The 14,793-nt window shown below is 69.2% G+C and carries 11 protein-coding genes, 1 tRNA gene and 1 pseudogene; 7 read left to right on the top strand and 6 right to left on the bottom strand.

Going from position 1 to position 14,793, the window contains the following annotated elements; translation table 11 throughout:
* Positions 1-3 precede the first annotated feature (3 nt).
* Together ACFFC4_RS01835 and ACFFC4_RS01830 are read left to right on the top strand one after the other, a co-directional pair.
* Entirely contained in the window at positions 4-810 is an 807-nt protein-coding gene (locus ACFFC4_RS01835) for a class I SAM-dependent methyltransferase (protein ID WP_375497190.1), read from the top strand.
* Positions 811-900: 90 nt separating this feature from the next.
* Entirely contained in the window at positions 901-1,125 is a 225-nt protein-coding gene (locus tag ACFFC4_RS01830) for a hypothetical protein (protein ID WP_375497644.1), read from the top strand.
* 71 nt (positions 1,126-1,196) lie between these two features.
* Here the strand turns inward: ACFFC4_RS01830 and ACFFC4_RS01825 are convergent, their stop codons facing one another.
* The gene (locus ACFFC4_RS01825; RefSeq protein WP_375497188.1) at positions 1,197-1,832 is read right to left on the bottom strand and encodes a GNAT family N-acetyltransferase; all 636 of its coding nucleotides are present in this window, start codon (positions 1,830-1,832) and stop codon (positions 1,197-1,199) included.
* Between the two features lie 129 nt (positions 1,833-1,961).
* Here ACFFC4_RS01825 and ACFFC4_RS01820 point away from each other — a divergent pair.
* Positions 1,962-2,037, top strand: a tRNA-Lys gene (locus tag ACFFC4_RS01820).
* Positions 2,038-2,149: 112 nt separating this feature from the next.
* Here ACFFC4_RS01820 and ACFFC4_RS01815 read toward each other — a convergent pair.
* From ACFFC4_RS01815 to ACFFC4_RS01805, 3 genes are all read right to left on the bottom strand, one after another.
* Positions 2,150-2,941, bottom strand: coding sequence for a nucleotidyl transferase AbiEii/AbiGii toxin family protein (locus ACFFC4_RS01815; RefSeq protein ID WP_375497186.1), 792 nt, complete (start codon positions 2,939-2,941; stop codon positions 2,150-2,152).
* On the bottom strand, positions 2,931-3,542 hold the full coding sequence (locus ACFFC4_RS01810; protein ID WP_375497184.1) for a type IV toxin-antitoxin system AbiEi family antitoxin: 612 nt from the start codon (positions 3,540-3,542) through the stop codon (positions 2,931-2,933). Before ACFFC4_RS01810 ends, ACFFC4_RS01815 begins: the two co-directional genes overlap by 11 nt.
* A 497-nt stretch (positions 3,543-4,039) precedes the next feature.
* Positions 4,040-5,149, bottom strand: a complete 1,110-nt coding sequence (locus ACFFC4_RS01805) for a tyrosine-type recombinase/integrase (RefSeq protein WP_375497182.1) — start codon at positions 5,147-5,149, stop codon at positions 4,040-4,042.
* 106 nt (positions 5,150-5,255) lie between these two features.
* Here ACFFC4_RS01805 and ACFFC4_RS01800 point away from each other — a divergent pair, with 106 nt between their 5' ends.
* Entirely contained in the window at positions 5,256-5,456 is a 201-nt protein-coding gene (locus ACFFC4_RS01800) for a DUF433 domain-containing protein (protein ID WP_375497180.1), read from the top strand.
* A complete protein-coding gene (locus tag ACFFC4_RS01795) occupies positions 5,456-6,100 on the top strand; it encodes an NYN domain-containing protein (protein ID WP_375497178.1) in 645 nt (214 codons plus the stop codon). Before ACFFC4_RS01800 ends, ACFFC4_RS01795 begins: the two co-directional genes overlap by 1 nt.
* Before the next feature lie 204 nt (positions 6,101-6,304).
* Here the strand turns inward: ACFFC4_RS01795 and ACFFC4_RS01790 are convergent, their stop codons facing one another.
* Both ACFFC4_RS01790 and ACFFC4_RS01785 read right to left on the bottom strand, forming a co-directional pair.
* On the bottom strand, positions 6,305-6,691 hold the full coding sequence (locus ACFFC4_RS01790) for a hypothetical protein (RefSeq protein ID WP_375497176.1): 387 nt from the start codon (positions 6,689-6,691) through the stop codon (positions 6,305-6,307).
* A gap of 286 nt (positions 6,692-6,977) precedes the next feature.
* Entirely contained in the window at positions 6,978-8,309 is a 1,332-nt protein-coding gene (locus ACFFC4_RS01785) for an IS110 family transposase (RefSeq protein WP_375497174.1), read from the bottom strand.
* Between the two features lie 291 nt (positions 8,310-8,600).
* On the opposite strand from ACFFC4_RS01785, the pseudogene mobF reads away from it, so the two are divergent.
* Positions 8,601-10,888, top strand: a pseudogene (gene mobF / locus ACFFC4_RS01780) (MobF family relaxase); the annotation flags it as partial.
* A gap of 129 nt (positions 10,889-11,017) precedes the next feature.
* Positions 11,018-14,793: toprim domain-containing protein (locus ACFFC4_RS01775; RefSeq protein ID WP_375497642.1), on the top strand; the 3,776-nt coding region annotated here is incomplete at its 3' end.

Here is a 14,793-nt window from a genome sequence, read left to right as displayed (position 1 = left end):
GACATGCCACCCCAGGCGAAACGGCTTGCCGCTGGGCGGGCGCGTGCCCTCGGGCTGCCGACGCGGGGCACGACGAACCCCAATCGGCTGCGGCGCATGGACAACTGGATCTGCTCGACCCTTGCCGCGCCGCTGCGGGCCGCGGCAGATCCGCTGGTCGTCGACCTCGGCTACGGCGCCACTCCGGTTACCGCGGTGGAGCTGGCCGGCCGGTTGGCCCGGGTGCGTCCCGATGTCCGGGTGCTGGGGCTGGAGATCGACGCAGAACGGGTGGCAGCGGCGCTGCCGGCGGCTGACCCGCCGCGGCTGACCTTTGCCCGCGGCGGCTTCGAGCTGACCGGGTCGCGTCCGTTCCTGGTCCGGGCGGCGAACGTGCTTCGCCAGTACACCGAGCCCGAGGCACTGGCCGCGTGGCAGACGGTGCTGGGAGGGCTGGCGCCTGGCGGGCTGCTCGTCGAAGGCACGTGCGACGAGCTGGGCCGACTCGGCTGCTGGGTGCTGCTGGACGCCACCGGGCCGCGCACCGTCACGTTTGCCTGCCGCGTCGAGGACCTCGAGCGGCCGTCCGTCCTGGCCGAACGGTTGCCGAAAGCGCTGATCCACCACAACGTGCCTGGCGAGGCCGTCCATGCGCTGCTGCGCGACTTCGACCGGGCCTGGGACTCCGCCGCCGCGTTGTCGGCGTTCGGGACGCGGCAGCGGTGGATCGCCGCGGGTGCCGGGTTGCTCGAGCGGGGTTGGCCGGTCGACGTCACGCGGGTGCGGCACGGCGAGGTGAGCGTTCCGTGGGCGTCCGTCGCCCCGCAGTGAGCGGGGTTGCCGGAAAGATCAAGGTGCACCACGCTGGTCGTGGCGCGGCCGCCGGACGGCGGCACGCGCACGATCAACGAGGAGGACTACATGGCTGTGTCCGTCAAGCTGGACAAGGGTCTCGACAAGGCGTGGGAGAACAAGACGCTGGACGAGATCCTCGCCGCGCCGCCGTCAGCGCTCGCGGGTCTGACCGAGAAGCACGACGCAGCGCTGGCCGATGCGCTGGGGATCAAGACGATCGCCGACCTGGGCAAGAACAAGTACTTCGCGCTGGCCGGCGTTCTTGTGGCGCTGGGCGAGAAGCAGGGCTGACCCACCCAGTGATCAACAGCGTCGAAACGTCGCCTGCCGACGTTTCGACGCTGTTGATCACGCCTGTTGGATCAGCCGGCGAGGCGCTGGCGCACCGAGCCCAGACCCAGCGTCGCGCTCTCGGGCAGATAGGTGTGCAGGTGGGCATTCGCGGTGTCAGGCACCATTCGGGTGCGCCCGATCTCGATCATGAGCCGTTGCGCGGCCGGTACCGCAGTGGCCGGGTAGGCGATGAGCTCGTTGTAACCCGCGACCTGGGCGACGCCGGCGATGTGCGTCATCAGCTCGCTGCCGATCCCGAGGCGCTGCCAGCGATCCTCGACGAGCAGCTGCGCCTCGGCGCAGAGGTAGTTGTGCTCGGGGTCGCGCCGGACGCTGACCGTGGCGATCACCGAGCCGTCTGTGGTCACGGTGACAAAGCTGAGCGGATTGCGCAGCGACCAGTCCAGTGCTGCCACGGCCGGCGCCCGCCCGCCCGAGCGGTAACGGTCGAGCAGCGAGCGCGCCGAGCACCGTCGGTGCATCTGAGCGACGGCCGCGATGTCCCGCGCGGTGCTGGTTCGGACGATCATGGGCTGGTTCCCCACCCGCAGCGTCCACGGGCGACGCGACAAGGCGGCGAGTTCGTCGATCTCGGTGCGCTGGGGCTCGGCAGGGTCGCCGACGAGTACCGGGCGGATGCAGGACGTGTGTGTTGCGGTTGGCATGCGCCCACGCTCACATTGCTGCGTTTCGGGCAGGTGTCTAGAGGTGGACAACCATGCAACGGGTCCTGACGAGCCTGTTTGCCGGGCGTGTCGCGTCGACGTTGTGCCGGTAAGGTCGGCCGTGCATCAGGGCCTCTAGCTCAGTCGGTAGAGCAGCGGACTTTTAATCCGTAGGTCGTCGGTTCGAGCCCGACGGGGCCCACCACTATTTTGCCAGTATTTACTGGCCCGCAGCGTCCTGGTCCAGTTCCGGGAACATGATCAACTGCGGCTTAGTCCGCAAAAAGTCCGCAGCAGGTCCGCGAGCCGTCCGCGCGTCACCCTTGGGAAGCAAGTCCGGAGCGCAACGCGACGAGCAGATTGGCGTTCTCGGCTACGTCCGCGCGCATGGCTCGGGACAGCCGCTCGAACGCGCGAGAGTCGTCGGTGCCGATGGTCTGCGCACATCGCGCGGCGACCAGACCGCCGAGTTGATCTCGGACGTCGGCACCGAGCAGATGCGCGCCGGCGTGGCGTACGTCGTAGTCGTAGTGCGCCAGCGTGCCCTGGTTGCCCTCTGCGTAAAGGTTGTCGAAGCGATCGGCGGCGCTGTAGGCGTCGATGAGGGTGCGAAGGTCGACCGCATCTCGCTCGGTCCGGTCGTTCCGGTCTGCCCAGGCGAAGATCTTCAGGGCTGCCTGCGCGGCGAGCGAGGCGACGAGCACGGTCCGCTCGCCGCCGAGCTTGATACGCAGTGCGGATCGGGCGGACTCGGCGAAGCCGAGCGTGTTCATGACGGCACCGTCCGGCCAGGTGATGGTTCGTTCCAGGCTCTCGATGCCGCCGAAAGGGACGATGTCGACCTCGACGCCAGCGACGGTGAACTTGTGCGCAACGCCTCGGCGTGCCGGCGTCAGCGACGAGGTCAACTGCATGAAGGCCTCGGCGTTCTGCACCGCGACGGCTACGTCGACATCGTTGGTGGCTCGCAGCGCCGCGTCCTGGTTCTCGGCGACCAGGGCAATATCGCGTGCCGTGGCGCCGACGAGAATCATCTCGACGCCGGCCGCATCGGACAGCTCGGCCAGATGTTCCAGCACCTCGCGGAACGGGATCCGGTCAAGACTCATCGAGGCGCCGAAGCTCAGGGTCGTTGTTGCGCAGCGAGGCGGCGGCCTCGATGAGCCGGGGATCGCCGTCGGCGAGCAGGTCGGCGTACACCAGCGGGCTGGGTACGGTGTCCCGCTCACTCCACGACGGCACGCGCCAAAAGCGCCGTCGGAGTTCGGCCGGCGCTGGATTGCGCGGGTCGCGACGCAGTCGCAGCGCGCCGACGAGAGACGGTGCAACATCGTCGACGTAGACGATCCCTTGCGCCGGCCGCAGATTGCCGCCGGCGGCCCACACAGCCGTCTCCCCGCCCCATTGGCCCCCCGCTTGCCGGACGACGTCTCGAGAGACCTGCCACCAGTCGGGCTGGTTGGCGCCGAAGCCGCCGAGGCGCAGCTTGTCGAACAGCCGGACCCGATACCCGTCGGTCCAGGTGTTCAGCAGCCGCGACGTCCTCCGCAGTTCGCGGCCGTGCGCGGTCCGCGCGACGTAGCCGTCGCGGTCGAGGGCCCTGAAGACGCTCGCGACCGTCCCCAGGGACACGCCCGAGGCATCCGCAATCGTCCGGTACGGCGCATTGCAGAACTCCGGCTCGACCAGCAGAACGAAGATGATCTGCAACCCCGAGCGGCTCGTTAGCCGAGCCGGGCTGCTTGTGTCACCCGCAAGATCTCGGCTCGCCCCAACCGGGCGGCCGACGATGTCAACGGCGTTGGTCGACGTCCGAACAAAGAGATTGCCGTCCGCATCGGCGCAGTTGACGCCGAGAGCGCGACATGTATCGACAACGCTGGGCGTCAGCCGAGGTACAAACAGGATCATTTGGTCGTCGCTGTGCTCGTGCCGCGATGCCGCAACGTCAGTCGTGCTCATGTACTGGCGTGCGACGACCATGAGCGGAACTGGCGGAACGTCGAGAGTCAAGACGAGGGTCCCATCGAAGCCGCGCTGCGGCGTCGGATTGAGCACGACCTCAATATCTCGACCGAAGGTCGTGGCTAGCGTCGTCCTGACCGCAGTGACAACTGCGTTCAAGATCTTCGTCCGTTCAGAATAATTGAACACGATCAATTATGAACAGCCGTAGGCTCGAAGGCAACCCATCGTCCTCGTCGAGATCAGTCGCCACTGGCAGGGAACGGCAGAATCTCAGCGTCCTCTGGAAGCTTTCGCGCGCTCCGCAACGCGTCCATCCGATCGGCTACTTCGTCGAGGCGATTGCCATACAGATGGCCGTACAGATCCAGCGTCATCGTGGCGCTGGCGTGCCCCAGCATCTGCTGGACGACCTTCACATCGGCGCCGCTGGTGATGGCCAGGGACGCCGCGGTGTGACGGAGGCCGTGCGGTGTCAGCCCGTCCAGGCCGGCCGCTCGTACTGCAGGATCGAAGATCGTCGGGCGGAAATTGGTGAGCCGTAGCAACCCGTCCTTGCGCGATGTGAAGACGAAGTCCTCCGGCGCCTTGCCTGAGATCAGCTGCGCGAGGTCGTCGACGAGGAAGCGTGGGATCGGCACGCTGCGAACCTGGTGGGACTTCGGCGAACTGAAGACGGCCTTCCCGCCGACCTCGGCCACCGCCTCGACGATCTCGGCGCGGCGGCGCATCAGGTCGAGGCGACGCACGCGCAGCCCGGACAGCTCACCGATGCGCACGCCGGTGTAGGCGAGGAACAGGATGACCGTCCGGTAGTCGCCGGCGGCGTCGGCAAGCTCGTCGGCCTGGTCCATGGTCAGGAACGTCTTCTCACGCTTCACCAGCCGCGGCAGCGGGACGTGGTCGGCGGGGTTGCGCGCCAGCCTGCCGTCGCGGACGGCCAGCGTGAGCGCCAGCGAGAAGACGCGGTGCGCCTGACGGACCGTGGCGGGGGCGAGCCCCTTCTTCGTCAGCGACGCGACCCAGGCCGCAACACCCTCGTGCGTGACGTCGACGAGCTTCACGTTCTTCCAGCGTGGCAGCACGCTGACGCGCAGCAGGCCCTCGTAGCGCGCGTGCGTCGAGGGCTTGAGATTGACCTTGGTCTCGATCCAGCGCTGCGCCCAGTCGCCGACCGTGATCTGCGACCGCCCGGGGTCGACGTACATGCCGGTCGTGACCGCCGTCGTGACCTCGTCCAGCCAGCGCTGGGCGTCGACTTTGCGTTTGAAGTGCCGCGAATGCTCGTTGCCGGCGGCGTCGCGGTAACGCGCCCGCCAGTGTCCGTCTGCACGCTTGGCAAGGCTGGCCATGATCGCCTCCGGAAAGGGTTCGGTGTGCCGGGTCTACCACGGGCCTCTGCCAACCTCTCCCCGCGAGATGGCGACCGGCGACGGCCGGCGTCGTTACGCTGATTCCGTGGCTTTCGAACGGATCACGACGAACCGGGATGTGATGGGTGGCCTGCCCTGCATCCGGGGCATGCGCATGCCGGTCGCGACCGTCGTCGGCATGGTCGCCGATGGGATGCCAGTTGCCGAGATCCTCGACGACTTCCCGGACCTCGAGGCCGAGGACATCGCCGCTGCGCTGCGCTCTGTGCCGTCCACTCGCGTTTGATGCCGCCGATCACGAACGTCTATATCGACGGCTTCAACCTCTACTACGGCCTCAAGGGCACGCCCTACAAATGGCTCGATCTGGCCGCCCTGTTCGACCGAGTGCTTCCTCGCAATGACGTGCAGCGCATTCGCTACTTCACAGCTCGGATCAAGCCCCAATCGGGTGACCCGGACGGCCCAGCCTCTGTTGCCCGGCAGCAGACGTACCTCGCGGCATTGGCCTCGAACTCACGAGTGTCGATCCACTACGGCCAGTTCCTCGCCTCGAAGACGTACGCCCGCCTCGTGTCGCCTCCGCCTCCGCCGGCGCCGCCCACCGCGCGTGTTCACAAGATGGAGGAGAAGGGTTCGGACGTCAATCTGGCGACGTGGATGCTCGTCGATGCCTTCGAGAACGACTGCGACGTGTCTGTACTCGTCACCAATGACTCCGACCTCGCATTTCCAATGCAGGTGCTGTCGCAGCGACTCGGACGCACTGTCGGGTTGATCAATCCGCGCGGGGGCGGCCACAGCCAGTCACTGCTCAGGGAGCAACCAGCGTTCAAGCGCTCGCTCCACCACGCCGACCTTGCGGCCTCGCAGTTCCCTGCCGTCGTCACTGCAGGCGCACGCCGGCTACATCGTCCGCAGGCCTGGTAAAAGCGGAGGCCCCGCCGAAGCGGGGCCTCTCGTCCCAACCGCGCGAGGCAGCTGGGGGTGTGTCATCAAGATACATCAAGAGACAGCATTGGACACCATCTGACATCAGCAGACAGCCTGCGGCGCCGCCCCGGATCTGTTGACGTTCAGCATCGCCGTCCGGGTGCGAGCGAGCACGCTGGACACCTTGAACAGACACGCTCGTCAGTTGCGCCGTCCACGCCATTGGGAGCGGCCGACGACGGCTGCCTGGGCCACTTCGAGGGCGGCCGCGAGCTGGTCAAGATCTTGGTCACCGATCGGTCCCGGGTTACTGGTGATCTGCTCGGCGAGCGTCCCCAGCTGGGCAATCCATCCCTCGCCGTTGTTCGGGACGGCTGCGACGTATCGGTCCACCACTCGGACCGCAGCCTGTCCCGACTGGGCCGCTCGGGTGTGCTCCCAAGCGCGCTGCCGGCACACCTGCGAACACCACTTCGGCATTCGGCCGGTGCGCTGCACGACGATCGCCTGCTTGCACCAGCCGCACTCGACCGCCTGGCCGGCTACCCGCCGACCCGACGCCAGCAGCCCGGTGGCGGGATCGCGCACCAAGGGCATCGTCGCCGCGGCGGCCGCGGCCTGTTCAACAGCGACGTCGCGCTCATGTCGGATCCGATCCGCGGCACGACGACGCTCTCCTTCTCGCTGCAAACCCTGCCGCTGATTCGTTCGTCTGCTCATGCCACACCAGCTCGCTTCTCCGACGTGTCACCTGTAACAACTCAGCCTACGACGTTTCGTCATGACAGAACTGGCACAGACCCGTGAATAGGTGATTGGAGCGCGCGCGTCAGCGCCGTCGGGCGTAGCCCGACGGTTGTTCGTGTCCAGCGGGTCAGGCGGCCGGTGGCGCTGCCGGGGTGTCGAGGGCGACGGTGTGGCCGAGGCGTTCGAGCTGGGTGACCAGGCGGCGGGTGTGGGCTTCGGCGTCGCGCCGGACGTGCCAGTCCGGGCCGAGGTCGCGGTAGGGCTCGTCGCGTTTGAGCACCCAGTAGGCCGCGACCAGGATCGAGTGCGCGACCGCCACTTGGGCCCGGCCCATCCCGCGCCGCTTGGTGAGGCGGGCGTGCTGAAGGGCGAGGTAGTTCGTGCCGTGCATCCGCCCCACGGACCCGGCGGACTCGACCAGCATGTGGTTGAGCCACTTGTTGCCGTGCCGGGCCCCAGCCGGGGTCCGTTTGCCCGCTGATTCATAGATCGCCGGCGCCAGCCCGGCCCACGCGGCCAGGTGCGCCGCGGACGGGAAACGCGACATGTCCCCGCCGGTCTCGGCGATGAACACCTGCGCCACTTTCACCCCGACCCCAGGGATCGTCTGCAGCAGCTCCAGCTGATGCGCCCACGGCAGGCACGCCTCCTCGATCACCCCGTCGAGCTCGGTCAACGCCGCTTCGACCAGATCCAGGCGGTGCAGGATCGATCGGGCCAGCCGGGCATGGTGCTCGTCGAAGTGCCCCGTGAGGGCTTCAGTCAGTTGCGGGATCTTGCCCCGCAGCTTGCCCTTCGCCAGCTCCGCCAGGACCCGAGGGTCAGATTGCCCGTCGATCATCTCGGCCAGCATGGCTCGCGCCGACACCGTCTTCAGGCTCGACACCACCGCCGACAGCTTGATCGAGGCGTCCTCGAGCATCAGCTCCAGCCGGATCATCTCCCGCGTCCGATCAGCCAGCAGCTGATCGCGGTAACGGGTCAGCAGCCGCAAACGGCGGATCTCCGGCGGCGGCACGAACGAGGGACGCAGCAGCCCGTGCTCGAGCAGCTGCGCGATCCACTCCGCGTCCCGCACATCGGTCTTGCGACCAGGGACGGCCTTCATGTGCTGGGCGTTGAGCAGCCACACGTCCATCACCTCCTCGAGGCAGTAGAACGGCGGCTTCCAGTACGTCGAGGTCGACTCGATCGCCGCCACCGTCACCCCCTGCGAGACGAGCCAGTCCCTCATCACGCCCAAAGAACGGGTCATCGTCGGGAACGTCCGCGTCTCACTCTTGCGTCGGCCCGCCCAGGTGCTGGGGGTGCGCACGCACACCGTCACCGACGCCTTCCCGACATCGAGCCCGGCCACCCGCTCGAACATGACTTCCATCCCGACCATCCCCTTCCAGCCCGACAACGCCGGCCCGGACGGGCCGGCGGATGTCGCCCGGAAGGTCTCCTGCCAGGACACAGACCCACGCGCTCGCAGCAGCAATCAGACGGCACCCGAAGACCCCGCGCCATACACCTCATCGGGCTCAACAACCCGCACCAGTGTGTTCCGACGTCCCCGGACGACCCCCCAATTCTCATCCCCAGACAGTGCGAGCGTTTTCAAGATCGCAAACCGATACACCTCATGCACTCCGGGACGTGTGAGGTCGAATTTCGGGATTCGGTGGCATAGGGCAGCGCGACAGTCGTGTCGTGATGACGTTGCAAGCTCACCGCGGGCGAGGGATACACGTATCTCACCCGCCAGGTGGCTGCGCACGACGCCACTAGCCGCGGTTTCGACGACTTGGGCAGCTACTACAGCGAGAAGGGCGAGTCACCCGGCGTCTGGATGGGGCGGGGCCTTGACGCCGTGCCAGACTTTTCAGTTGGCGAGCACGTGACCGAGGCCCAAATGCGGTCGCTGTTCGGGGAAGGACGCCACCCGAACGCCGAGCAGATCGTCGCCGACGCCCGCGCTCGAGGGCTGAGCCCGGCCGAGGCGGACAAGCTCGCAAAGCTCGGGCGGCCCTACCTGGTCCACGATGCCGCGAACATGTTCCAGCGCCGCACGGCGGGCGCGTTCCGCGACTACAACACCGCCCAGGGCCTGCACGCCGACACACCCGTGCCCGAGGACGTGCGCGCCGAGATCCGCTCGAGGATCGCGACGACGATGTTCGTCGAGACCTACGGCCGCGAGCCCGCCGACGCCCGCGAGCTGTCCGGTCACCTGGCCCGCATCTCGCGCCAAGCAACCACCGCGGTCGCCGGCTATGACATGTCGTTCTCGCCGGTCAAGAGCGTGTCGACGCTCTGGGCGATCGCGCCGCGCGAGGTCGCCCAGGTCATCGAGCAGGCCCACCACGACGCGGTCAAAGACACCCTGACCTGGCTCGAAGACAGCGCCACCTACACCCGCACCGGCGCCCAGGGAGTCGCACAAGTCGAGGTGCGCGGCCTGATCGCGGCGTCGTTCACGCACCGCGACTCGCGCGCCGGCGACCCGGACCTACACACCCACGTGGCCATCAGCAACAAGGTCCAGACCCTCGACGGCCGGTGGCTCGCCCTCGACGGGCGGCCGATCTTCAAGAACAACGTGCCGGCCAGCGAGCGGTACAACACCCGCTTGGAGGCGCTGCTGATCGAGCGTCTCGGCGTCCAGTTCGCCGACCGCGACGGCGACGACCCGGAGAAGCGGGCCGTCCGCGAGATCGTCGGCATCGACGGGATCTGCCCCGATCGTGGTCCTCACGGCGCGCCGCGATCGACGTGCACCGCGCGCAGCTGTCGGCGAAATTCCAGGCCGACCACGGCCGCCCTCCAACCCCGAAAGAGGCCGTCGCGCTCGCCCAGCAGGCGAACCTCGCGACCCGGCAACGCAAGCACGAGCCACGTTCCTACGCCGAACAACGCGCGACCTGGCGGGCCGAGGCCGTGGCGGTGTTAGGCGACGAATCGAGGCTGCACTACTTCGTGCGCGACGCGTTGCGCGGCGGCGGCCGGCGCACATTCGACCGCAACGGAGCGCACCGCGCGACACGACGAACCCGCACCGCACCGACAGCCGTGACCCGCCGATGGGTCGAACAGTCGGCCGAGAAGGTGCTGTCCACGGTATCCAACGAGCGCGCCACCTGGCTGGCCAACCACGTTCGCGCCGAGGCCGAACGGGTCGTGCGCGAGGCCGGCGTGCGCTACGCCGACCTCGACCGCGCCGTCGACGACATCGTCGCCACCGCGCTCGACCCGGCACGTTCGATCCTGCTCGACGAGCGCGACCCGATCACCGCCGCCGGCAAGGACCCAGCGAAACTGCGCCGCTCGGACGGGTCGTCGGTGTTCACCGTCGCCGGTGCCGCCCGCTACACCTCAGCCGAAATTATCGCCGCCGAGGAATCCATCGTCGCCGCCGGCGCGCGGCGCGACGGCCGCACCGTCGACGCTGGCGTGCTCACTGTTGCGCTGCTCGAGTCGACGGCGAACGGTGTCACGCTCAACCCCGGACAGGTGCAGCTGGTCCACGAGCTCGCCACTTCCGGTGCGCGGGTGCAGCTCGCCCTGGCCCCTGCAGGTACCGGCAAGACGACCGCCATGCGGGTGCTGTCCCGTGCCTGGAGCGAGTCCGGAGGCACTGTCATCGGCCTCGCGCCCTCGGCCGGCGCCGCAGCGGTGCTGCGCGAGGAGATCGGCCCGGGCGGCTGCACAGCCACCGACACCCTGGCGAAACTGATCCACCACCTGCGCGGCGGCGAGGGTGAACCGCCCGCCTGGCTCAACCAGATCGGGCCCGACACCCTCGTCGTCATCGACGAGGCCGGCATGGCCGGCACGCCGCACCTGGCCGAGGCGATCGAGCACATCACCGGCCAAGGCGCATCCGTCCGGTTGATCGGCGACGACCAGCAGCTCGCCGCGATCGGCGCCGGTGGCGCGCTGCGAGACCTGGCGCACGAGCACGGTGCGGTCACGTTGAGCCAGGTCATGCGGTTCACCGACCCGTCCACCGGAGCCCCGAACCACGCCGAAGGAGCAGCATCGCTGGCGCTGCGCGACGGCGACCCCGCCGCGATCGCCTACTACCTCGACCACGGCCGCGTCCACGTCGGCGACCTCACCACCGTCACCGAAGACGCCTACGCCGCCTGGAGCAGCGACCGTGCCCGCGGCGCCGACCCGATCATGCTGGCCCCCACCCGCGACCTCGTCGTCGAACTCAACGAGCGCGCCCGCAGCGACCGGCTGCGTGGGCTTGCCGAGCAGACCGGCATGCCGATCGCCGCTGTCACCGGCCGTGAAGCGCACCTGTCCGGCGGGGTCCGCGCGTCCGCCGGCGACACGATCATCACCCGAAAAAACAACCGGCGGATCCGCATCAGCGCAACCGACTGGGTGAAGAACGGTGACCGGTGGCGCGTCGACGCGGTCAACGACAACGGCTCGCTGTCGGTCACCCACCTCGACGCCAACGGCGCCAGCAACCGGCACGTGACCCTGCCCGCCCGCTACGTCCGCAAGCGGGTGCAGCTCGGCTACGCCTCCACCGTCCACGGCGCGCAGGGCATCACCGCCGACACCTGCTACACCGTCGCCACCGGCGACGAGTCGCGCCAACTGCTCTACGTCGCGATGACCCGCGGCCGCCACGCCAACCACGTGTACCTGACCACCGCCGGCGACGGCGACCCGCACAGCGTCATCACCCGTGACGCACTGCTGCCGCCCACCGCCGGCGACATCCTCACCCGCGTCCTGGCCCGCGACGCCTCTCCCATGTCGGCCACGAGCCAACGCCGCGAACTCACCCGCGCCGACGTGATGCTCGAAGCGACCGCCGCCCGCTACCACTACCTGCTCAACCTGGCCGCCGAAGACCACCTCGGACCCGACCGGCTCGCCGCCATCGACGCGACCGCCGAGCAGACGGTCGCCGGCATTACCAGCGCCGAGGCCTACCCCGCGCTGCGTTCGCACCTGGCACTGCTCAGCCTCGACGGACACGACCCCGCCGCCGCGCTCGGCGCCGCAGTCGCGACCAGCCGCGGCCTGGCCGACGCCCGCGACCCCGCCGCAGTGCTCGACTGGCGACTGTCCCCCAGCGGTCAACACGCCTCCGCGCCCGGACCACTGCCATGGCTCACCGGTGTCCCCGCGACGCTCGCTGCCGACCCCGGCTGGGCCAAGGACCTGCACGAACGAGCTGACCTGGTCAAGCGATACCGCGACGAGCTGATGACGCAAGCACGGCACTGGACCCCGACCAGCGCACCAACCTGGGCGCTGCCCTTGGTCGACCAGACCCACCACGACCCTGAACTGATCGCCGACCTCGCCGTATGGCGCGCCGCCCACGCCGTCGAGGACACCGACCGGCGACCCACCGGCCCGACCCAGCCCTCGACCGCCGAGGCCCGCACCCAACGCATGCTCGACCAACGGATCACCCGCGTGCTCGGCAACCCCGACGCCGCCGCGGCGAAGTGGGCACCGCTCGCAGACAGCGTCGACACACGCATCACCAGCGACCCCTACTGGCCCACTCTCGCCGACCGGCTCACCGCCATCGACCGCGCCGGTATCGACGCCGCCGCCCTCACCCGGTCCGCCGCCGGCACCTCGCCGCTGCCCGACGAACAACCCGCCGCCGCGCTCTGGTGGCGCCTGGCCGGGCACCTGTCCCCCGCCGCGATGACCGCGACCGACCAGTCCGAATCCGACACCCTGCGCCCGCCGTGGACCAGCGACCTGGTCGACGTCGTCGGCGAGCAAAACGCCGCACGAGTCATGGCCGACCCCGCCTGGCCCTCACTTGTCGCCGCCGTCACCGCCGCAACGACCCCCGACCAAGGCGCCGGTGTCGCCGCCGGCAACACCGGCAGCTGGGAACCGCACCAGATCCTCGCGCTGTCCTACGACCTGCTCCAAGGCGGACAACCCGACGACGAACCGCTGCACCCCGATGAGCTGGCCACCGCACTTGTGTGGCGCGTCGCCATGATCACCGACCCCAGCGCCGCGCCCACCGCCACGTTCGCACCCACCGCCGAACCGGCGCCCGAACCCGAACCGGCACCCACCTTCGCCTACGTCGACGGCGAAAGCGGCGTCGAGGGCACCGACGAGGACTGGCTGGAAAGCCTGGTCCGCGACGACCTGCCACCGGAGGTCAGCGACGGCGACGCACCCGACCCAGACACCGACGACGGCAACAGCGACCCGTTCAACACCGACCTCGCCGACGACTTCACCCGAGCTTCGTTTCCACTGTTGGTCGAAAGGTGGGAGCAGGCCGACCATTCGCGCGCCGAAGCCGAGCAGAACCGCGAACACTTCTGGGCCACCGCCGCGGTCCCCCGCGAACGGCTCGTCGAGCTCAACACGCTCGCCGAAGACTTCTTCACCCGCCACTACAACGACACCTGGGCCGCCGACTACACACGCGAACGTCTGGGCACCGACCTGAGCGACGACCCGCGCGCCGTCGTCGGCTACGCCCCCAGCAACTGGACCGCGCTGACCAACCACCTGCGCCGCAACGGCGCCAGCGACGTCGAGATCCTCGGCGCAGGGCTCGGCACCCAGACCCGCACCGGCAATATCGTCGACCGATTCCGCGACCGCCTGGTGTTCCCCATCAAGGGCATCAACCTCGACCACGACCCCACCACCGACACCAGCGGCATCGAGACGCTCGGCTTCATCGGCCGCCGCAACCCCGCCAAGACCGACGAGGACAACGCCGGACCGAAATACCTCAACACCGCCGACACCGACCTGTTCACCAAGGGCCACACGCTGTACGGGCTAGCCGAGCACGCCGCGGCGCTCGCCGCCGGCGCCACCCCCGTTGTCGTCGAAGGCCCAATGGACGCCCTGGCCGTCACCCTCGCCGGCACCAACCCCGACGGCAGCACCGACTACGTCGGCGTCGCGCCGCTCGGTATCGCGTTCACCTACACCCAAGCCGACGCCCTGCGCCCCTACATCAGCACCTGCGACCACGGCCCCGACGCACCCACGCGCGCACCTATCGTCGTGGCCACCGACAATGACCGCGCCGGACAACAGGCCGCGCACCGCGCGTTCTGGCAGCTCGTCGCCCGCGGCGAAGACCCACGCCACCTGGTCGTGACCCACGGCAAGGACCCCGCCGAACTGCTGCACAGCGACGGCGCCGCGGCGCTGCGCGCCGGCCTCGAGTCCGCTGCCCCGCTGGCCGACCAGGTCATCGCCGACCGCACCGCACCGTTCGCTGACCGCCTGGACACCATCGAAGGACGCGTACACGCGGCCCGCCGCGCCGCCGACGTCATCGGAGCGCTGCCCGCCGAGACGTGGCTCGCCCGCGCCAACGCCACCGCCGACCAGTTCGGTCTCGCCCCCACAACCGTCATCAACGACGTGCTTGACCGCGGCCACGAATGGACCGAAGACCCCCGCGCTCTGGCCCGCCAACGCATCGCCGAGCGCCTGCCCGAACCCGCCCGCCCCGCACCTGCAACCACCGGCAAGCCCGCAACCCGCTGGGCCGACCTCGCGGTCGGTCTTAGCGAAGGCCTCGTCGACGACCCGCACTGGCCCACCCTGGCCGAGCACCTCGCCCGCGCCGAAGCGACCGGCTACGACGTCACGAACCGGCTCACCATCCTCGCTGCACAACGACCGTTGGACAACGCCCACCGCGCCCGCGACCTAGACCTGCGACTCGTGTCCGACTGGCCCCGGTGCCTGCCGCCCACCGCCCAGCCGCACTACGCGACACCCAGAACCACCGCGACCGCGCCGCGGGCGAGCGACGTGCTGTCGCCGACGAGCACACCGCCCATCGCTCGCTCGAGCAAACGTCCACACCCGCATCCGCTCCGACGCCCCGCGCTGCACAGTCTCTGCCGCGACCGGTCCAACGGTCGTGCCCCGGGGAGTGGTGTAAATCGTTCGCGTACAGCTCTGCGTTGCTG

Source organism: uncultured Jatrophihabitans sp. (assembly GCF_964244045.1).
Classification (GTDB): Bacteria; Actinomycetota; Actinomycetes; order Mycobacteriales; family Jatrophihabitantaceae; genus Jatrophihabitans.
This window is presented reverse-complemented; position numbering and strand designations above follow the sequence as displayed.